Genomic DNA, 19,503 nt, shown 5'->3' on the forward strand with positions numbered 1-19,503 from the left:
AAGGAGTCCATCCCGTGACGGAAGGCACCACCTCCGCCGCTCCTGAGGGCAGCGACACCCTGACTCGCCTCGAGCAGGAAGGCGAGATCGCGGCGGACTACCTCGAGGGTCTGCTGGACATCGCCGACCTCGACGGCGACATCGACATGGACGTCGAGGCCGACCGCGCCGCCGTCTCGATCGTCAGCGACGCGTCCACCCGTGACCTGCAGAAGCTGGTCGGCCGCGACGGTGAGGTCCTCGAGGCCCTCCAGGAGCTGACCCGTCTGGCGGTCCACCGGGAGACCGGGGACCGCAGCCGCCTCATGCTGGACATCGCCGGTTACCGTGCGAAGAAGCGTGCGGAGCTCTCCGAGCTGGGCGCGAAGGCCGCGGCCGAGGTGAAGAGCAACGGCGAGCCGGTCAAGCTCGACCCGATGACGCCCTTCGAGCGCAAGGTCGTCCACGACGCGGTCAAGGCCGCCGGCCTGCGCAGTGAGTCCGAGGGCGAGGAGCCGCAGCGCTTCGTCGTCGTGCTCCCCGCCTGAGCGGTACGTCGCTCTACGGCCCCGTCTGTTCGCAGGCGGGGCCGATCTTTGTCAGCCTGATAGTCAGCCCCCCAACGCGGTAGCGCGGTACGGAAGGACGGTCCACGTGACGGAGGCAGCAGAGCTTCCCCCGGCTCCTGAACAGGCCCGAGCGGTATTCGGCGAGCGCTACACGGACGCGGTCCGGTACGCGGAGCTGCTGGCCGACGCGGGGGTGCAGCGTGGTCTCATCGGTCCCCGGGAAGTGCCCCGGCTGTGGGAGCGGCACATCCTGAACTGCGCCGTGCTGTCCGAGGTCGTGCCGGAGGGCGTCACCGTGTGCGACGTGGGCTCCGGCGCCGGCCTGCCCGGTATCCCGCTGGCCCTGGTCCGGCCCGACCTGAAGATCACGCTCCTGGAGCCGCTGCTGCGGCGCACGACTTTCCTCACCGAGGTCGTCGAGCTCCTCGGCCTCGACCATGTGACCGTGGTCCGCGGTCGTGCAGAAGAGGTCCTCGGCAAGCTGACTCCCGTCCATGTGGTGACGGCGCGCGCTGTCGCCCCGCTGGACCGTCTCGCGGCATGGGGCGTCCCGTTGCTGCGGCCGTACGGCGAGATGCTGGCCCTCAAGGGCGACACCGCCGAGGAAGAGGTCAAGAGCGCGGGGGCTGCCCTGAGCAAGCTGGGCGCGGTGGCCACCTCGGTACTTCACGTCGGCGAGGGCGTGGTGGATCCGCTCTCGACCGTGGTGCGTGTCGAGGTCGGGGAGAGCCCCGGTGGTGTGCGCTTCGCGGCGAAGCGCGCGAAGGCGGCTCGCGTCGGACGGGTTCGGCGTCGACGCTGATGTTGCTCCTCGTCGAGGCGGCTGCTGTGTTCTAGGCGACAGTCTTTTTCTCGCGGTGATGGCCGCTCGGGTCCTAGGGACCTGAGCGGCCATTGCTTTTGGCTGAGCTGCCGTCGATTTTTAGGTGACGCTTGTCTCGTAGGTCTCCTGTTTCTGGGTGTCGGCAGCTCACGCACTGGACGGCCTCGAGGGGCGTCGGTGTGGCGCCGGTGATCCGTCCTGACGGCGACCCGCACCCCGTGAAACCTGCCAAACGTATGTATGTCGGGGTGTCGCACGGGTGCCGACCGGGCTGCGGTGCATCGTGTTTCACGTGAAACGTCGCTCACTGCTGCATGGCATCATCAGTCGCGGTCGCGCTGCGGCTGCACCCCGCGACCGTAGGCCTCTCGGATCCCTCGAATCGGGCACGGAGTTGTCCACAGAGGCCGTTTCCTCCACAGAAGACAGGGCCTCGCTGGTTCACGACCCCGAAAGCATGGGAGGCTCTGTTCATTGCGAGCCTGAAGTCGAGGAGAGTGAATCCTTGCGGTCCGACGCCAACATCGCGGGACCGATGACCGATCCGGTCCCCGGTCCCCGTACCGAGTCGGTGGGGGAGGATGTTTCACGTGAAACACCGCCTCCGATGGACGACACCCCTATCGGTCGTGCTGCCCAGCTGGCGGTAGAAGCCCTTGGCCGCGCAGGCGAGGGCCTGCCGCGACCTGAGCAGACCCGCGTCATGGTGGTTGCCAACCAGAAGGGCGGGGTCGGCAAGACCACTACAACGGTCAACCTTGCCGCCTCGCTGGCACTGCATGGTGCCCGCGTGCTGGTGATCGACCTGGATCCGCAGGGCAACGCCTCCACGGCTCTGGGCATCGACCACCACGCCGAAGTCCCTTCGATCTACGACGTGTTGGTCGAGAGCAAGCCGCTCTCCGAAGTCGTACAGCCCGTGGTCGATGTGGAGGGCCTCTTCTGCGCCCCCGCCACCATCGATCTCGCCGGTGCGGAGATCGAGCTGGTCTCGCTGGTGGCACGCGAGAGCAGACTGCAGCGCGCGATCCAGGCGTATGAGCAGCCCTTGGACTACATCCTCATCGACTGTCCTCCGTCGCTCGGCCTGCTGACGGTCAACGCTCTGGTCGCCGGCGCCGAGGTGCTGATCCCGATCCAGTGCGAGTACTACGCGCTGGAGGGCCTGGGGCAGCTCCTGCGCAACGTGGATCTGGTGCGCGGGCATCTGAACCCGGATCTGCATGTGTCGACGATCCTGCTCACCATGTACGACGGCCGCACCCGGCTGGCGTCGCAGGTCGCCGACGAAGTCCGGAGCCACTTCGGCGAAGAGGTCCTGCGGACGAGCATCCCGCGCTCCGTACGCATCTCCGAGGCCCCGAGCTATGGGCAGACGGTGCTCACCTACGATCCGGGTTCGAGCGGAGCGCTCTCCTACCTCGAGGCGGCGCGGGAGATGGCGTTGCGCGGGGTCGGTATCCGCTACGACGCTCAGCACGCCCATGCGGGCACTCAACTTGACCAGCACAGCACGGTGGAGGGTATCCAGTGAGCGAGCGACGGAGGGGACTGGGCCGTGGCCTCGGCGCACTGATCCCAGCAGCCCCCACCCCCGATAAGACGGCACCGGGCAGCCCGATGGGAGGTGGTCCCGGCACGTCTTCCGCCGGGCCCGTCCTGACGGCGGAGCGCGGAGTGGCGGCCGCGAAGGTTGCCTCGCTTCCGCAGCCCCAGGTTTCACATGAAACAGAGGATTTGTTCGGCGGGCCGGTGGACGCTCCGGAAGCGCCGGCGGGAGCGTACTTCGCCGAGCTTCCGATTGACGCCATCACGCCCAACCCGCGTCAGCCGCGCGAGGTGTTCGACGAGGACGCCCTCGCCGAGCTCATCACCTCGATCAAGGAAGTCGGGCTCCTCCAGCCCGTCGTCGTACGGCAGCTGAGTTCGTCGCGCTTCGAGCTCATCATGGGTGAGCGCCGCTGGCGCGCCTGTCGCGAGGCTGGTCTGGAGCGCATTCCGGCGATCGTCCGGGCGACGGACGACGAGAAACTCCTCCTCGACGCGCTCCTGGAGAACCTGCACCGCGCTCAGCTGAACCCGCTGGAAGAGGCTGCCGCCTACGACCAGTTGCTGAAGGACTTCAACTGCACGCACGACCAGCTGGCCGACCGGATCGGGCGCTCGCGCCCGCAGGTCTCCAACACGCTGCGGCTCCTGAAGCTCTCTCCGGCCGTTCAGCGCCGGGTGGCCGCGGGCGTGCTGTCGGCCGGCCATGCGCGTGCCCTGCTTTCTGTGGAGGACTCGGAGGAGCAGGACCGTCTCGCTCACCGGATCGTCGCCGAAGGGCTCTCGGTCCGGGCCGTCGAGGAGATCGTGACCCTGATGGGCTCACGTCCGACGAGCACGGCGCGCGCCAAGGGTCCGCGGGCCGGGACTCGTCTGTCGCCGGCGCTCAGCGAGCTTGCTACGCGCCTGTCCGACCGGTTCGAGACGCGCGTGAAGGTCGATCTCGGGCAGAAGAAGGGCAAGATCGTCGTCGAGTTCGCCTCGATGGACGATCTGGAGCGCATCCTCGGTCAGCTCGCTCCGGGTGAGGGACCCGTCCTCCAGCACGGAGCGACGGAGGACGAAGACCAGGAGAACGAGGGCTAGGAGAACGGGGGTTGGTCCCGTTCTACGCAAGTCTCAGGAGAGCAGGTCGTGTCCGGTGTGTACCGGAACACGACCTGCTCTTTGCTTTCTGTCGGTATCGATGGAATCGCTTCGTGGATACGATGCGACGGGGAAGAGCGCACCCCTCAAAGTCACCTCACGCGGGAGGCGGGTCATGCAATCGGTGAGTCGTGCCGGGCTGATGACCGCGGGTCTCGGGCTGGGCGCGGTCGGCGGGTTCGTCGGCAGCCTGCTCAGGGAACGGAGCGCTCTGACAGCCGCCCGTGACGCGGCGGGCGAAGGAAGTGAGGAACTGCCTTCATGGGGCGTCGGCTCGTACCGCTCACACTGGACAACCTTCCGGACCTTCCCAAGCGTTGCCGGTCGTGTGTCTTCTGGGAGCTGGATCCGGTCAGCGGCCAAGCCGCGGTAAAGACAGGCACTCAGGAGCTGGAGAAGGAGGCCTGGATTTCGGCTGTCCTCCTGGAATGGGGCTCCTGCGGCCGGGTCGTCTACGTGGACGATGTCCCGGTCGGCTTCGTGCTCTACGCGCCGCCGGCGTACGTTCCCCGCTCCACTGCCTTTCCCACGAGTCCGGTCTCCCCCGATGCCGTGCAGCTGATGACGGCGTGGATCATGCCCGGCTATCAGGGCCAGGGGCTCGGCCGGGTGATGGTGCAGACCGTCGCCAAGGATCTGCTGCGGCGGGGGTTCAAGGCGATCGAGGCGTTCGGCGATGCGCAGTGGAAGGAACCGGCCTGCATGCTCCCCGCTGACCATCTGCTGGCCGTTGGCTTCAAGACCGTGCGGCCTCACCCGTCCTATCCGCGCCTCCGCCTTGAGCTGCGTACGACACTCTCGTGGAAGGAGGACGTCGAGCTCGCCCTGGACCGGCTCCTCGGAGCGGTGCAGAAGGAACCGGCGCTCCGTCCCCTGTGAGTCTCGATCCTTCCGTTGCGGCTGTCACGCAAACGGGCCAACCCGATTGGGTTGGCCCGTTCGTGTTTCACGTGAAACATCGCCGCTCCGGCGTGGAGCGCATCGCCGGTCAGTTGGCGATGAAGTCCTCGAGGTCGCGCACGATGGCGGCCTTCGGCTTGGCGCCGACAATGGTCTTGGCGACCTCGCCGCCCTGGTAGACGTTCAGGGTCGGGATCGACATGACGCCGTACTTCGCGGCGATGGCCGGGTTCTCGTCGATGTTGAGCTTGACGACCTCGATCTTGTCGCCGTACTCGGCGGCGATCGCCTCGAGGGACGGCGCGATCTGGCGGCACGGTCCGCACCAGGCGGCCCAGAAGTCCACCAGTACGGGCTTGTCGCTCTTGAGGACGTCCTCGTCGAAGGAAGCGTCGGTCACGTTCTTGAGGTTGCCGGCCACGGCGGGCTCCTTAGCTACTTTGGTGATGCGGTGGGGCGGGTGTGAGTTCTCAGACGGTGGCGGCCGCGGCGGACTCGCTGTCGGTGAGAGCGGCGAGGAAGCGCTCGGCGTCCAGGGCGGCGGAGCAGCCGGTGCCGGCCGCGGTGATCGCCTGGCGGTAGGTGTGGTCGACGACGTCACCAGCACCGAAGACACCGGTCACGTTCGTCCGGGTCGAGGGGGCTTCGACCTTCAGGTAGCCCTCGTCGTCCAGCTCGAGCTGGCCCTTGAAGAGCTCGGTGCGCGGGTCGTGGCCGATCGCGATGAACAGGCCGGTGACCGGGAGCTCGGAGGTCTCACCCGTCTTGACGTTGCGCAGCGTCAGGTGCGAGAGCTTCTGCTCGCCGTGGACCTCGGCGATCTCGCTGTCCCAGGCGAACTTGATCTTCGGGTCGGCGAAGGCGCGGTCCTGCATGGCCTTGGAGGCACGCAGGGAGTCACGGCGGTGCACGATCGTCACGGACTTGGCGAACCGGGAGAGGAAGGTCGCCTCCTCCATCGCGGTGTCACCGCCGCCGATCACGGCGATGTCCTGGTCCTTGAAGAAGAAGCCGTCGCACGTCGCGCACCAGGAGACGCCACGACCGGAGAGCGCGTCCTCGTTCGGCAGGCCTAGCTTGCGGTGCTGGGAGCCGGTCGTGACGATGACGGCCTTCGCACGGTGCACGGTGCCCGCCGTGTCGGTGACGGTCTTGATCTCACCCGTCAGGTCGACGGAGATGACGTCGTCCGGGACCAGCTCGGCGCCGAAGCGCTCGGCCTGGGCGCGCATGTTGTCCATGAGCTCGGGGCCCATGATGCCGTCCTGGAAGCCGGGGAAGTTCTCCACCTCGGTGGTGTTCATCAGGGCACCGCCCGCTGTGACAGCGCCCTCGAACACCAGCGGCTTCAGCGACGCGCGCGCGGTGTACAGGGCCGCCGTGTAGCCGGCGGGCCCGGAGCCGATGATGATCACGTTACGGACGTCGCTCACGGCTTGATTCCTCGTCTCTGCGGGACTGCTGCGTACTGCCGGGGGAGTCCGTCTCCGGACTCTCACCCCACCCAACGGATCCTACGGGGCGCGCATTCCCACCGTGTCCGGGAGCACACGCGAAGTGTGTCCCGGCGTGGAGTCACCGCCGCGTGTAGGAGTGGGTCAGCAGCAGTTTCCCGGGAGCCGAGGACGGCTGCTTCACGCAGGTCGCGTCGATGACGTAGGCCGAGACCTGGGCAGGATCCGACGCGTGGGGCAGTACGACGAGGTAGGCGGTGGTGCCCTTGTAGTCTCCCCGCTCGATGGCGAGGGCCGGGGTCTGACGGCCGGTGCCCCGCTGTATGCAGTCCGGCACCACGACGGTCTTCCCCCGCATCGGGGAGTTCTCCCGGGGGGTCTTCGGCCCCGACTGCTGGATGTCGACGGACGGCTTGGATGTCGACGAGTCGGAGGGCGCGGAGGATTCCTCCGTCAGAAGGTTCTGCACCTGGCTCTCGAGCTTGTTCTCGGAGAAGGAAAGTGCGGAGCTTGCCTGACGGGGCGTGCCGCTCTCGGGAGCGCCGGTAGGTGTGCCGCCCCCGTTCTGCAGGAGAAGGACTCCCAGGCCGATCGCGGCCGCGGTGAAGACCGCTCCGAGGGCGGCGCCCCGACGGCGCCGGGTGCGCGCCCGGCCGCCGCGCCCCGGACCTGTTGCGGCACGGGGATGACCGGAAGGGCGGTCCGCGGGGGTGGTCGGCGAGTCGGCCGACGTTGTTTCACGTGAAACAGGCGACGCGGACTGGGCCTCGGCTTCGTCCTTGTCCTCGGCTTCGGCAGGCGCCTTCGTGTCGAGCAGTGCCTCCGCGGCGAGCGCGGCGTCGATGCGGCCCGCGATATCGGCAGGCATATGGACCGGGCCGGGGAGCGTGCCGAGCGTGCCGCGGATCTCGTCCAGGGAGGCATGGACGTCAGCGCACAGCTCGCAGCCGTTCAGGTGCTCCCGTACCTCCTCGGTGCGGGAAGGGGAGAGCAGCCCCTCGGTGAGGTCGGAGATCTCGTCGATCTCGGGGTGCTCGGCCGTGTCGGTCGTGGATGTCACGCTCGCCCACCTCCGCCCTTCACGGCAGCTGAATCACTTGGTCCTGCCCCGTCCCGAGGCCCTGCTGCCGGTGGGACGGATGTCCCCTGCGTCCGGTTCCTTTCGGGCGCTTCCGGGGGCGGGTTCTTGCCACGCGCGTTCTCGCCGTTGTCGGTCCGCAGATGGGTGACCAACGGCAGGAGTCTGGCTCTGCCGCGCGCGCAGCGGCTCTTGACTGTGCCGGTGGGAACGCCGAGAACGCGGGCCGCCTCGGCCACCGGGTAGCCCTGCATGTCGACCAGGACGAGCGCGGCCCGCTGGTCGACGGGAAGGGTGCCCAGCGCTTCGAAGAGTTCACGGTGCAGGTCGTTGCGTTCGGCGGGGGCGGCCGCGGACTCGTGGGGTTCGAGGAGCTGTTCCAGGCGCTCCGTGTCCTCGACCGGAGAAGTCTTCCGCGAGGCGGCCTTGCGGGCCCGGTCGAGGCAGGCGTTCACGGTGATGCGGTGCAGCCACGTCGTGACGGCGGACTGCCCGCGGAACGTGTGCGCCGCCCGGTAGGCGGAGACCAGGGCGTCCTGGACGGCGTCGGCGGCTTCCTCCCGGTCTCCCAGGGTGCGCAGCGCGACGGCCCAAAGGCGGTCACGATGGCGGCGCACGAGCTCGCCGAAAGCGTCCTTGTCACCCGCGACGTGGCGGGTGAGGAGGTCCTGATCGCTTGCTTCGCCATAGGCGGCGTCATCCACTTTCGAACCCCCTCCCCCAGGTGGGCCCTCAGCCGGTGAACTTCACGTCGGTGAGAGCCTGCTTGTAACCCGCTCCGTAGTAACCGTCGGATCCGGACTTCGGCACGGCCGTCATCCACAGCAGCACGTACCGCGTCTTCACCGGCTTGTCGGCCTCGATCTTCGCGGTGGTGCCCGTCGTGGTGTCCGTACCGATGCTCTTCATGGAGTCGATCGATGCCGTGGGCGACAGCGAATCGGCCGCGTACAGGGAGACCGTCGTGTGGTCGCCGCCGTACTGAAGAGCTATCGACGCGGCCGATACGTCCTTGGCCGAGCCGAGGTCGTAGACGATACCGACGCCGGGCTTGTAGGGCGCCAGCTTCGGGCCGTCGTTGTAGGTCTTGGTACGCCAGAACGTCTTGCTGTCGCCGTCGTAGGTCTTCGCCACTTCACCCGGGGCCTGTGCCCCGCCCTCGGCCACGTATTCCCTGGCGTCCTCGATGGCCATCGGCTTGGTCGGCTTGTGCTCGTCGCCGCCCTTGTCGTTGTCGTCGGTGTTGTGCGACGTGTTGGAGTCGCCCGACGTGCCGCGGTCCATCAGGGCTTCCGCGAGCTGCCAGCTGCCGAGGCCGAGGGCCACGATGAGCAGCGCCGACACGGCCCACTTGAGCGCCTTGCCCGTCCGGCTCTGCAGCGGCGGCGGGGGCACCGCCGGCATGGGCTGGGCCACCCCGGGACGCGGAGCCTGACGGCCGTACGTGCCCTGCTGGTAGGTCGTCCGCTGGTACTCCGCGGGCGCCGTGAACACGGGCTCCGGGGGACGGATGCGGGGCATCTCGCCGACGGCCTTCACCAGGTCCTCGGTCGTGGTGCACGGAGGATCCTGCCGCGACGCCGTCGCTCCCTCGTTGACGAGGGCACGCATGGCCAGTTCGGACAGCCCGCGATGCACGCCGGCCCGCACCTGGTCGGGCGCGATCAGGCCGATGTCCTTGGGCAGCCCGGACAGACCGTACGCGTCGTCCTCGTAGGGCCAGCGCTGCGTCAGGGCGGCGTACAGGAGGGCACCGATCGCCTCGGTGTCCGTGCGCTGCGGTGTCTCGGACGTGATGCCGCGCAGGGCGGCGTTGACGGCGAGGCCGCGGATACGCCACTGACCGGTCGAGGTGCGCAGCACCGCGCTCGGGGTGAGCCGCAGATGGGCGAGGCCCTCGCGGTGAGCGGCGGCCATCGCCTGAGAGATCTGGTTCACGAGCTGGTAGGCCTCGTGCACCTCGAGGGGGCCCGAGGCGAGCAGTGCGGTCAACTCCGTGGCATCGGGAAGCCATTCGTGCACCACGTACACGAGGTCGTTTTCCTCGACCGCGTCCAGGACCTGGACGAAGCGAGGGTCGCCGAGCAGCGCCGACGAGCGTGCCGCCGCGAGGACGGACCGTGCCCGCGGGTGGTCCGCGGGGAGCAGGTGCACCCCGACGGCCCGGCGGAGCTTCTCGTCCACCGCGCGCCAGCTGCTGAATCCGTCCAGCCGGGTGACGCACTCCTCAAGGCGATAGCGTCTCGCGAGTTTGTGACCGCTGTGCAGCTCGGGGGGAGTGGACGAGCCGGGGCTCGTCGAAACGTCGGTGTCCTCCGCGTCCTCGTTCGCTGCCGTGTCCCGCTCCCGGGTCTGGGCCACCCCGTCGGCCGTGGTCTGCTCCGCCTTCGCGGTCAGTGGCTCGTCACCACTGTTGTCTGCCACGTCGACGGCAGCCGTACTCCGTTCCGCCACCGTCGTTCCTGCCTCCCCATCCGTTGCGCGCTCTGCGACGCCAAAGCCAATTGTGCCCACAGTCCGGCGATAAGCACGACACGCGGTAGCCCGCGATGGTTGTGCGGCCGGCCGCGCCCGTTAGCGGCCGAGGCGCCCGCGGACCATTCCGACCATCGAGTTGAGCTCTTCGATCCGCATGCGCCGGGCGGCGACATAGAAGACACCCAGCAGCACGGCACCGCCCACGACCAGCGCTGCGATCGAACCCGCCGCGCCGCTGCCGAGCGCCCCCATGATCAGGAAACCGGCCGCGCCACCGGCGACGGCCCCCGGGATCGAGGCCATGCAGAGGCGGGCGTACGTACGGACGACCTGTGCGCCGTCCAGATCGCCGCCGAGACGCTTGCGCAGGCGCTGCCAGGCGACGCCCACACCGATCGCGTACGCGAGACCGTACGAGGCGGCCATGCCGACCACGGCCCACTGCGCGGGCAGCAGGAGGTAGGCGATCCCCGAGGCTGCCGCGTTGACGGCGGCCACGATGACCGTGTTGTAGAAGGGCGTCCGGGTGTCCTCGTACGCGTAGAAGCCGCGCAGCACGACGTACTGCACGGAGTACGGGATCAGGCCGAGGCCGAACGCCATGAGGATGTAGCCCATGGAGCGGGCGCCCTCGGCGCCGCTGGACCCGAAGAGCAGGGTGCACATGGGGACGCCGAGGGCGACGAACATGAAGGCGACCGGGACGATCGCGACCGCGGAGGTGCGCAGGCCCTGCGAGATGTCGTCGCGGACCGCTCCGGGGTCGCCGTCGTGGGCGGCGCGTGAGATCCGCGGCAGCATCGCCGCCATGACGGAGACGGTGATGATGGCCTGTGGCATGCCCCAGATCAGCTGGGCGTTGGAGTAACCCATGATGCCCGCGCCGGACGTGCCGGACGCCTTCCCGGCGGCGGTGGCGAGCTGGGTGACGACGAGGACGCCCGCCTGGTTGGCGAGGACGAACAGCACGGTCCACTTGGCGAGCTTGACCGCCTTGCCGAGGCCGTGGCCCTTCCAGTCGAAGCGCAGCCGGAACCGGAAGCCGGTCTCACGCAGGTACGGGATCATCGCCAGCGCCTGCACCGTCAGACCGAGCAGGGTGCCGATGCCGAGCAGCCGGACACCGTCCGCGGGGATCGTGTCGACGTGCAGCTGAGAATCTGCCGCGGTGCCGTAGACGTAGATGAACATGCCGAACGTGAAGATCATGACGATGTTGTTCAGGACCGGAGTCCACATCATCGCGCCGAACTTTCCGCGGGCGTTCAGGATCTGGCCCATGACCACGTGCACGCCCATGAAGAAGATCGTGGGCAGGCAGTAGCGGGCGAAGGTGACGGCGACGTTGTTCGCGTTCGGATCGTTGGCGATCGGCGCTGACATCAGTCGGATCAGGAGCGGCGACGCGAAGACGGCCGCGGCGACGATCACGCCGAGCGCGACCATGACGAGCGTCAGCAGGCGGTTCGCGTAGGCCTCGCCGCCGTCCTCGTCCTCCTTCATGGACCGCACGAGCTGCGGCACGAACACGGAGTTGAGGCCTCCGCCGACGGTCAGGATGTAGATCATGGTCGGCAGGGTGTACGCCACGGTCCACGCGTCACCGAGCAGCGCGGAACCGAGAGCTGCGGTGATGACCACGGTGCGTACGAAACCGGTGAGGCGTGAGACCAGGGTGCCCGCCGCCATGACGGCACTCGACTTCAGGAGGCCCGACGCGCGGCCTCCCTTGGCCGGGGCAGGGACGGGTGCGGGCGGGCCGCTCTGGACGGGAGGCTGAGCCGGTCCGGTGGTGGGCACCGGAACGCCGGAAGCGTCGGTCGGCGGACGGCCGCCGCCGTTGCTCTGCTGGTCACGGAAGAGATGCGCGAAGGCGTCGGGCTCGTGCTGCTCCTCGCTCGCCTGCGTCATCAGATCGTCGACACCCAGGAACTGTGTGGTCCTGGCATCGTCACCGTAGGGAAGGAGCTGCGACGGGCCCTCCGGCTCGGGAGCGGGCGTCTGGGCCCACACGCGGGGGTCCGGGGGGTACTGAGCTGCGGGAGGCGGGTCGTAGAGCGGCTGAGGGGCCTCATAGGTGCCCGGAGGCGGCGGAGGGTGCGCGGCACGGTCGTAGAGCGCCTCCGACACCGGATCCTGGGCCGTGAGGTCCTGGGCCCGGTAAGGATCCTGGTCATAGGCGTCCTGGAGGTACGCGTCCTGCGGATACGCGTCCGGGGCCGGGTGGGGCGGCGGGACCTGGCCGGGCGCTCCCTGATGACCGGGAGGCGGGCCCCCGGCCGAGGCTGAGCCACCCGGGCCCTGGCCACGGTCACCGTCGTACGGCGCGTTCATGGTTACCCCACCTCATCGTCCCCGGGCCCACGGCCACGACATCGCTCAACGGTCCACTCTCTCACCCGTGCCGGACGGGTCCGTGCTTTCCGGAGCGGTGTCCGGTGTCGGGTCACTCGGCTGCTCGGGGTCGCCTTCCCCGGGCTCGGAGCCCGATTCCCCGTTCTGACCGTCGTCAGGTCCCTCCTCGGCGGGTTGCGCGGCGGCGCGCTTGCGCTGGGTGTACATGCGGAACCCGGCGAGGACGAGGAGCAGGACGCCGCCCGCCATGACGAGCATCACGGTCGGGGTGATCTCGGTGACGTTCACGTCGAACCGGACCGCGGCGCCGTAGGGCTGACCGTCCTCCGTGTACAGCTGGGCGAAGACCGGGACCCTGCCGTTGGCGTTCGAGGTGGTGGTGAACTTCACCGACTGGCTGTGCCCGCCGGCGACCTTCACCTGCTGCTCGTCGTACGGTCCGTCGCCGATCTTGAGGCGGGTGCCGTTCGTCGACGTGAGGCGCAGGACGAGGTGCTCGACGCCCTGCACCAGGTTGTTCTGGACCGTCACCGGGATCGTCGCGCTGCGCCCGGAGAGCTTCGCCTCGGACTTCTCGATGAGCCTGACCTGCTTGGTGAGCGCCGTCAGGTAGTCGGCGACGCCGTCGCGGTACGCCTCGGCCTCGGCGGGGCGGCCCCGCCAGGACGTGGACATCTGCCGGTCCATGGCCCGCCCGAACGGCGTCGCCACGCGGGACGGGTCGGAGAGGATCACCTGGAAGTTGGTCAGCTTGTTCTGGGTGTCCTGGATCGCCTGGAAGGCCGACTGAGGCAGCTGCTGCTTGCGCAGGTACGACGGGTAGAACCGTGAGGAGGGGACCCGGGTCGTCGCTTCGGGGTCAGGCTTCGCCTTCGTGGCCGCGGCCAGGTCCTCGGACTCCGACCAGCTGCTGTCCTGGTCGGCCTTGATCGCCTGAGCCATGGACTGCGCCTGGCTCGCGGACGGCATGCGCTGCGGCGCGACCACGATGTTGCGCTCGTGGTCGGGCTCCTGAAGGTTGATCGTCAGGCTCTGCGCGAGGAACTGCTGCACGGCGAGCGTCGAGTTCTCGGCCTTCGTCATGTCGCCCTGGAAGGCTTCGGACAGCCGCGCGTCGGTCACCACGGCGGTCGTGCCGCTGCCGATGGGGCGGGCTGCCGACGGCGTGTACGGCAGGTTGTTCCGCTCCTGGAGGCTGTCGCTGCGGGCGATCACCGTGTCGGCGCCGGCGGACGTCGCGACATTGACGATGCTGGGGTCGATCGCGCCGTCGGCGGGCCAGGCGTAGCTCGTGTCCGGCTTGACGTGCAGGACCGTCTCCACGGTGGTGGAGGCCGCGTCGGTGGCGTCCTTGAGGTGCCCGAGGGAACCGGTCACCTTCGTGCCGTTGTGGGCCAGCGACGCGAGATCCGGGTCGGCGAAGGGGAGGGCGACGACCTTCTGGTCGTCGACGGCGTTCTTCAGGTCGTTCAGCCACTGCTTGGCGACCGCCTGATTCCTGCCGTTGATCTCGGTGCCGTCCGGCTTCTTGATCTTGTACGGCCTCGTCATGGCGTCGACCGAGGCGAGGAGGTCGGGATCGACCACCCAGGTCACATCGAGGGCGGTGCCGAGGGACAGCATCTGCTGGAGACGGCCGCCCGGAGCGATCTCCTTGGCGAGGCTGTCGTCATGGAAGACGCGCGTCTGCTGCTCGTCGGATCCCGTCTCCGCCGTGAGGTGGGTCTGGGAGATGAGCGGCCACAGGTACGTCGTCTTCGTCTTCGTCTCCGCGGCCTCGGGCTGCCACGGGAGGAAGGTGCGCTGGATGCCGAGCGTCTGCTGGTAGGCCTGAGACGCTGTCTGGCCGGTCAGGGCGACACCGAGCTGGTAGACGCCGTCGGCGCCGAGATCCAGCTCCTTGACGGGGACGGAGAGGCTGAAGCCCTGCGTCGCGCCGGGAGCCAGCTTGGAGATCTTCTTGGCGTACTTGCCGCCGATCTCCCTGCCGTCCGGCGCTCCCCCCGCCGCATGCCGGGAGACGTTGTCGATCGAGGACCGCCCACCGAGGGCAGAACCGACGCGGAGCGCCACGTGGGCGTTCGTGACGGCCTGCTTGCTGTCGTTCGTGAGCGTGCCGGTGACGGTGACCGTGTCGCCGTCGGACGGTGCGCTCGGAGTGAGCGAGTTCACGGCGACATCGACGGTGTTCGTGCCGATCGCGTCGGCCGCAGGCGCTTGCTGGGAGGCGTATCCGGGGGAGCCGCCGAAGAGGGTCAGGGCGGCCAGCAGAGGCGCTCCGGCGAGCAACGCCCCCGTGCGCCGCCGCCTTCGACGGGCAGGTGAGGGAGTCATCCCTTGGAAGTCTGCCGCCTCGGCCACGCGCTCGCCCGTCCCTCGTCGTCGTCAGTGGTCGTCGGATAGTCCATGCATGGTAACGAGGTGCGCTGTGGTGAAGTGCCGCGGACTGCTCCACATGATCGGAAGACAGGGTAGGGGGCATCCGGCAGGGCTCGCGCACACCCACGGAAAACGAGGCGGAACCCTGGGCTCGGGCCACGTACCCTTTTCTGTTGTGCCGAACGCCAATGAAGACAATCCCAGTGCCCTGAGCCAGGTGCAGCGCCGCGCGGTGAGCGAGCTGCTGCGGGTGGCCCCTGTCGCCGACGACCTCGCCCGTCGATTCCAGGAGGCCGGGTTCTCTCTCGCCCTGGTCGGTGGCTCGGTCAGGGATGCGCTCCTCGGCAGGCTCGGCAACGATCTGGACTTCACCACGGACGCACGTCCCGAAGATGTGCTCAAGATCGTCAGGCCTTGGGCGGATGCCGTGTGGGAGGTCGGGATCGCCTTCGGAACGGTCGGCTGCCAGAAGGACGGCTACCAGGTCGAGGTCACCACGTACCGCTCCGAGGCGTACGACAGGACCTCGCGCAAGCCGGAGGTCTCGTACGGCGACTCCATCGAGGAAGACCTCGTGCGTCGCGACTTCACGGTGAACGCGATGGCCGTGGCCCTGCCGGAGAAGGAGTTCATCGACCCGCACGGCGGGCTCGACGACCTTGCCGAGCGCGTGCTGCGTACGCCCGGAACCCCCGAGGAGTCCTTCTCCGACGATCCGCTGCGGATGATGCGGGCCGCACGGTTCGCGGCGCAGCTGGACTTCGAGGTGGCCCCCGAGGTCGTCAAGGCCATGAAGAACATGGCCGACCGCATCGACATCGTCTCCGCGGAGCGGGTGCGGGACGAGCTGAACAAGCTGATCCTCTCCGCACACCCCCGCGAAGGCCTCACCCTCCTCGTGGACACGGGCCTCGCCGGCCATGTCCTGCCCGAGCTGCCCGAGCTGCGCCTTGAGCGGGACGAGCACCACCGGCACAAGGACGTCTACGACCACACGCTGATCGTCCTCGAACAGGCGATGGCTCTGGAGTCGGACGGCCCGGATCTCGTGCTCCGTCTCTCGGCCCTGCTGCACGACATCGGCAAGCCGAGGACGCGGCGCTTCGAGGACGACGGCCGGGTCTCCTTCCACCACCACGAGGTGGTGGGCGCCAAGATGACGAAGAAGCGCATGACGGCGCTGAAGTACTCGAACGAGCTCGTGAAGGACGTCTCGCGACTGGTCGAGCTGCACCTGCGCTTCCACGGCTACGGCACTGGCGAGTGGACCGACTCCGCGGTCCGTCGTTACGTCCGGGACGCGGGTCCGCTGCTGGACCGCCTGCACAAGCTGACCCGCTCCGACTGCACGACGCGCAACAAGCGGAAGGCCAATGCGCTGGGGCGTGCGTACGACGGACTGGAAGAGCGCATCGCGCGGCTCAAGGAGCAGGAGGAGCTGGACTCGATCCGTCCCGACCTCGACGGCAATCAGATTCAGGAGATCCTGGGCATCAGGCCGGGGCCGGCGATCGGGCAGGCGTACAAGTTCCTGCTGGAACTGCGGCTCGAGAACGGGCCGATGGAGCATGACGTGGCTGTGGCGGCGCTCAAGGAATGGTGGGCGGCGCAGCAGAACGCCGAGTGAGTGACCCGGGTCGATGTTTCACGTGAAACACCGACCCGGTGCGGACATGGCGAAGGGCGCTGTTTCACGTGAAACAGCGCCCTTCGCCATGGTGATGCGTGGTCTTACTTGGTTTCCTTCAGGCAGAGCACCACGTCGTGGCTGCCACCGCTCTGGTAGTAGGAGACCTCGGTGCCCTTGACCGAGTTGCACTTGTCGACGTCGCTGGTGCCGTCGAACTTCTCGATGACCTTGTACTCGGAGTCGCTCGAGGAGCAGTCGACGTCCTTCAGGTCTGGAGCGGACGTCGTGCCGTTGTTGTGCAGGCAGCTGCCGACCGCGGTCGTCTCGGCGTCGCTCTGGCCGAGGTACCACTTCACTCCGTAGAGCGCGATGGCGACCACGATCAGCGCGACGATGCGCAGGGCCTTCTTCTTGCCACCACCCGACGGCTGGGCGGGCGGGATGGGCGCACCCTGGGCGTGCGGCGGGTACGGCTGCTGAGGAACCCCGGGCTGGCCGGCGGCCGGAGCGTACGGACCGCCCTGCGGCGGGCCAGAGGGCTGCTGGCCCTGGGCGAACGGATTCTGGCCCTGCGGCGGCGGAGTGGTCACTTTGGGGGTCCCCCTCGAACTTAGGCGCGATGGCGCGGATAAGACGCCCGTAAGTTATCCGTACCGACTGACAACTCTGAAGTCGGGAGGGGCTCTGTGTCATTGATGTGACACTTACTGGGTGTCGAATCGGGTCATAGCCCCAGCAATTGCCGCGTAGATCAGGGCCACGGTGACCACCAGCGGGACCGACTGTCCGTCAGGAGGCAGCATCAGCGCGGCCACTGCGGCCGCGCCGACGAACGCGACGTTGAACAGCACGTCGTAAACGGAGAAGATCCGGCCACGGAAGCCGTCGTTCACCGAGGACTGCACGATCGTGTCGGTGGCGATCTTCGCGCCCTGCGTCGTCAGGCCCAGGACGAAGGCGGCGGCCATCATGGGGGCGGGTGCGAACGGAAGACCGAGGGCGGGTTCGAGGACGGCTGCCGCCCCCGCGCAGACGGCGATCCACCCGGCGGGTGCCAGCCGCCCCGCGGCCCAGGGCGTGACGACGGCGGCGGCGAAGAACCCGGCCCCCGAGAGCGCCACGGCGAGGCCCAGCAAGGCAAGTCCGTCGGACTCCTCGGACGACCAGGAGTAGCGGCAGAGCATGAGGACCATGACGGTCAGAGCTCCGTAGCAGAACCGCATCAGCGTCATGGCGGCCAGGGCGCGGGCGGCCGCGGGGCGCGCGGCCAGATGGCGTACGCCCGAGGCGAGCCCCTGTGCCGTGCCGGTGAGCGCCGTCCGCAGGCCCGGACGCACCAACTCCGCGTCCGGACCGAGCAGTTCCGCGGACAGGGGCAGGGACGCGAGCGCGGCGCACAGGTAGAGGGCTGCCCCGACGAGCACGACGAGGGCGTCGGAGTCCGAGATGAGCAGTCGCACGGCGAACGCGAGTCCGCCGCCCAGCGTGGCGGCGAGGGTGCCCGCGGTCGGCGAGACGGAGTTCGCCATCACCAGGCGCTCGGCATCGACCAGGCGCGGCATGGCGGCGGAGAGCCCGGCGAGGATGAAGCGGTTGACGGCGGTGACGCACAGGGCGGAGGCGTAGAAGAGCCAGTCCGGCGCACCGCTGAGTATCAGGACGGCCGTCAGGGATGCCAGGACGGTCCGCAGGAGGTTGCCGTAGAGGAAGACCTGGCGGCGGCGCCAGCGGTCGAGGAGGACGCCCGCGAACGGGCCGACGACCGAGTACGGGAGAAGGAGTACGGCCATGGCCGAGGCGATGGCGCCGGCCGAAGCCTGTTTCTCCGGTGAGAACACCACGTAGGTGGCCAGCGCGACCTGGTAGACGCCGTCCGCGCCCTGGGAGAGCAGCCGCAGTGCCAACAGGCGCCGGAAGTCCCTCAAGCGCAGGAGTACGCGCAGGTCCCGGACGACAGCCATGGGGCCCAGCCTCACATACGGGAAAGGTCCCCGGGCGCACGCCATGTGCATCCGGGGACCTCAACAGCCCACAAGGAGAGGCGCGTTACTGCTGATACGCGCCGCACTGTGTGTGGTTAGCGCTCGACCTCGCCCTTGATGAACTTCTCGACGTTCGCGTAGGCCTCGTCGTCGAAGTACTGAACCGGCGGGGACTTCATGAAGTACGAGGACGCGGAGAGGATCGGGCCGCCGATGCCGCGGTCCTTGGCGATCTTCGCGGCGCGCAGGGCGTCGATGATGACACCCGCGGAGTTCGGGGAGTCCCAGACCTCGAGCTTGTACTCCAGGTTCAGCGGAACGTCACCGAAGGCGCGGCCCTCGAGGCGGACGTAGGCCCACTTGCGGTCGTCGAGCCACTGGACGTAGTCCGACGGGCCGATGTGGACGTTCTTCTCGCCCAGCTCGCGGTCGGGGATCTGCGAGGTGACGGCCTGCGTCTTCGAGATCTTCTTGGACTCCAGGCGCTCGCGCTCGAGCATGTTCTTGAAGTCCATGTTGCCGCCGACGTTCAGCTGCATGGTGCGCTCGAGACGGACACCACGGTCCTCGAACAGCTTCGCCATGACGCGGTGCGTGATGGTGGCGCCGACCTGGGACTTGATGTCGTCACCGACGATCGGCACGCCCGCCTCGGTGAACTTGTCCGCCCACTCCTTGGTGCCGGCGATGAAGACCGGAAGGGCGTTGACGAACGCGACCTTGGCGTCGATGGCGCACTGCGCGTAGAACTTCGCGGCGTCCTCGGAACCGACGGGCAGGTAGCAGATCAGAACGTCGACCTGCTTGTCCTTCAGGACCTGGACGACGTCGACCGGGGCCTCGGAGGACTCCTCGATGGTCTGGCGGTAGTACTTGCCCAGGCCGTCGTGGGTGTGGCCGCGCTGGACGGTCACGCCCGTGTTGGGCACGTCGCAGATCTTGATGGTGTTGTTCTCGCTGGCACCGATGGCGTCGGAGAGGTCGAGGCCGACCTTCTTCGCGTCGACGTCGAAGGCGGCGACGAACTCGACGTCACCGACGTGGTACTCGCCGAACTGGACGTGCATCAGGCCCGGGACCTTGGCGTCCGGGTCGGCGTCCTTGTAGTACTCGACGCCCTGGACCAGCGAGGCGGCGCAGTTGCCCACGCCGACGATGGCTACGCGAACCGAACCCATTCCG

The 19,503-nt window shown here is 68.5% G+C and carries 16 protein-coding genes; 6 read left to right on the forward strand and 10 right to left on the reverse strand.

Annotated elements, in window-relative coordinates:
- Window positions 1–14: 14 nt before the first annotated feature.
- From OHO83_RS23435 to OHO83_RS23455, 5 genes are all read left to right on the forward strand, one after another.
- The gene (locus OHO83_RS23435) at window positions 15–527 is read left to right on the forward strand and encodes a Jag family protein (protein WP_116512078.1); all 513 of its coding nucleotides are present in this window, start codon (window positions 15–17) and stop codon (window positions 525–527) included.
- Between the two features lie 106 nt (window positions 528–633).
- Window positions 634–1,350: a 16S rRNA (guanine(527)-N(7))-methyltransferase RsmG gene (gene rsmG, locus OHO83_RS23440; protein WP_116512079.1), complete on the forward strand. Its 717-nt coding sequence runs from the start codon at window positions 634–636 to the stop codon at window positions 1,348–1,350.
- Between the two features lie 478 nt (window positions 1,351–1,828).
- Window positions 1,829–2,905: an AAA family ATPase gene (locus OHO83_RS23445; protein ID WP_323186994.1), complete on the forward strand. Its 1,077-nt coding sequence runs from the start codon at window positions 1,829–1,831 to the stop codon at window positions 2,903–2,905.
- The gene (locus tag OHO83_RS23450) at window positions 2,902–4,005 is read left to right on the forward strand and encodes a ParB/RepB/Spo0J family partition protein (RefSeq protein ID WP_329434581.1); all 1,104 of its coding nucleotides are present in this window, start codon (window positions 2,902–2,904) and stop codon (window positions 4,003–4,005) included. The genes OHO83_RS23445 and OHO83_RS23450 overlap by 4 nt, the downstream gene beginning before the upstream one ends.
- Window positions 4,006–4,326: 321 nt before the next feature.
- Entirely contained in the window at window positions 4,327–4,944 is a 618-nt protein-coding gene (locus OHO83_RS23455; RefSeq protein ID WP_266672349.1) for a GNAT family N-acetyltransferase, read from the forward strand.
- Between the two features lie 109 nt (window positions 4,945–5,053).
- Here OHO83_RS23455 and trxA read toward each other — a convergent pair whose 3' ends face one another.
- The 7 genes from trxA to OHO83_RS23490 form a co-directional block, all read right to left on the reverse strand.
- Complete coding sequence (trxA, locus tag OHO83_RS23460) at window positions 5,054–5,386, reverse strand: thioredoxin (RefSeq protein ID WP_100597220.1); 333 nt, start codon at window positions 5,384–5,386, stop codon at window positions 5,054–5,056.
- 49 nt (window positions 5,387–5,435) lie between these two features.
- Window positions 5,436–6,398: a thioredoxin-disulfide reductase gene (trxB, locus tag OHO83_RS23465; RefSeq protein WP_330279772.1), complete on the reverse strand. Its 963-nt coding sequence runs from the start codon at window positions 6,396–6,398 to the stop codon at window positions 5,436–5,438.
- A gap of 142 nt (window positions 6,399–6,540) precedes the next feature.
- Window positions 6,541–7,479: an anti-sigma factor family protein gene (locus OHO83_RS23470; RefSeq protein ID WP_330279773.1), complete on the reverse strand. Its 939-nt coding sequence runs from the start codon at window positions 7,477–7,479 to the stop codon at window positions 6,541–6,543.
- Window positions 7,476–8,201 (reverse strand): RNA polymerase sigma factor SigM, encoded by a 726-nt coding sequence (gene sigM, locus OHO83_RS23475; protein WP_266672343.1) that lies wholly within the window; start codon window positions 8,199–8,201, stop codon window positions 7,476–7,478. Before sigM ends, OHO83_RS23470 begins: the two co-directional genes overlap by 4 nt.
- A 28-nt stretch (window positions 8,202–8,229) precedes the next feature.
- A complete protein-coding gene (locus OHO83_RS23480) occupies window positions 8,230–9,951 on the reverse strand; it encodes a protein kinase family protein (RefSeq protein WP_266672341.1) in 1,722 nt (573 codons plus the stop codon).
- Window positions 9,952–10,071: 120 nt separating this feature from the next.
- On the reverse strand, window positions 10,072–12,309 hold the full coding sequence (gene murJ / locus OHO83_RS23485; RefSeq protein ID WP_330279774.1) for a murein biosynthesis integral membrane protein MurJ: 2,238 nt from the start codon (window positions 12,307–12,309) through the stop codon (window positions 10,072–10,074).
- Window positions 12,310–12,354: 45 nt separating this feature from the next.
- Window positions 12,355–14,691, reverse strand: a complete 2,337-nt coding sequence (locus OHO83_RS23490) for a DUF6049 family protein (protein ID WP_330279775.1) — start codon at window positions 14,689–14,691, stop codon at window positions 12,355–12,357.
- Between the two features lie 193 nt (window positions 14,692–14,884).
- Here OHO83_RS23490 and OHO83_RS23495 point away from each other — a divergent pair, with 193 nt between their 5' ends.
- On the forward strand, window positions 14,885–16,336 hold the full coding sequence (locus tag OHO83_RS23495) for a CCA tRNA nucleotidyltransferase (RefSeq protein WP_266672335.1): 1,452 nt from the start codon (window positions 14,885–14,887) through the stop codon (window positions 16,334–16,336).
- 104 nt (window positions 16,337–16,440) lie between these two features.
- Here the strand turns inward: OHO83_RS23495 and OHO83_RS23500 are convergent, their stop codons facing one another.
- From OHO83_RS23500 to OHO83_RS23510, 3 genes are all read right to left on the reverse strand, one after another.
- Window positions 16,441–16,929, reverse strand: coding sequence for an LppU/SCO3897 family protein (locus tag OHO83_RS23500; RefSeq protein ID WP_266672333.1), 489 nt, complete (start codon window positions 16,927–16,929; stop codon window positions 16,441–16,443).
- A gap of 114 nt (window positions 16,930–17,043) precedes the next feature.
- The gene (locus OHO83_RS23505) at window positions 17,044–18,300 is read right to left on the reverse strand and encodes an MFS transporter (RefSeq protein ID WP_266672331.1); all 1,257 of its coding nucleotides are present in this window, start codon (window positions 18,298–18,300) and stop codon (window positions 17,044–17,046) included.
- Between the two features lie 116 nt (window positions 18,301–18,416).
- Complete coding sequence (locus OHO83_RS23510) at window positions 18,417–19,499, reverse strand: inositol-3-phosphate synthase (protein ID WP_266672329.1); 1,083 nt, start codon at window positions 19,497–19,499, stop codon at window positions 18,417–18,419.
- Window positions 19,500–19,503 lie beyond the last annotated feature (4 nt).

Origin of the sequence: Streptomyces sp. NBC_00569 (genome assembly GCF_036345255.1) — a bacterium.
Taxonomy (GTDB): Bacteria; Actinomycetota; Actinomycetes; order Streptomycetales; family Streptomycetaceae; genus Streptomyces.

What these genes read in the sequence shown, in the direction of transcription:
- OHO83_RS23445 (WP_323186994.1), top strand. Translation starts at nt 1,829, where the DNA reads ATGGGAGGCTCTGTTCATTGCGAGCCTGAAGTCGAGGAGAGTGAATCC.
- OHO83_RS23455 (WP_266672349.1), top strand. Translation starts at nt 4,327, where the DNA reads ATGGGGCGTCGGCTCGTACCGCTCACACTGGACAACCTTCCGGACCTT.
- murJ (WP_330279774.1), bottom strand. Translation starts at nt 12,309, where the DNA reads ATGAACGCGCCGTACGACGGTGACCGTGGCCAGGGCCCGGGTGGCTCA.
- OHO83_RS23505 (WP_266672331.1), bottom strand. Translation starts at nt 18,300, where the DNA reads ATGGCTGTCGTCCGGGACCTGCGCGTACTCCTGCGCTTGAGGGACTTC.
- OHO83_RS23510 (WP_266672329.1), bottom strand. Translation starts at nt 19,499, where the DNA reads ATGGGTTCGGTTCGCGTAGCCATCGTCGGCGTGGGCAACTGCGCCGCC.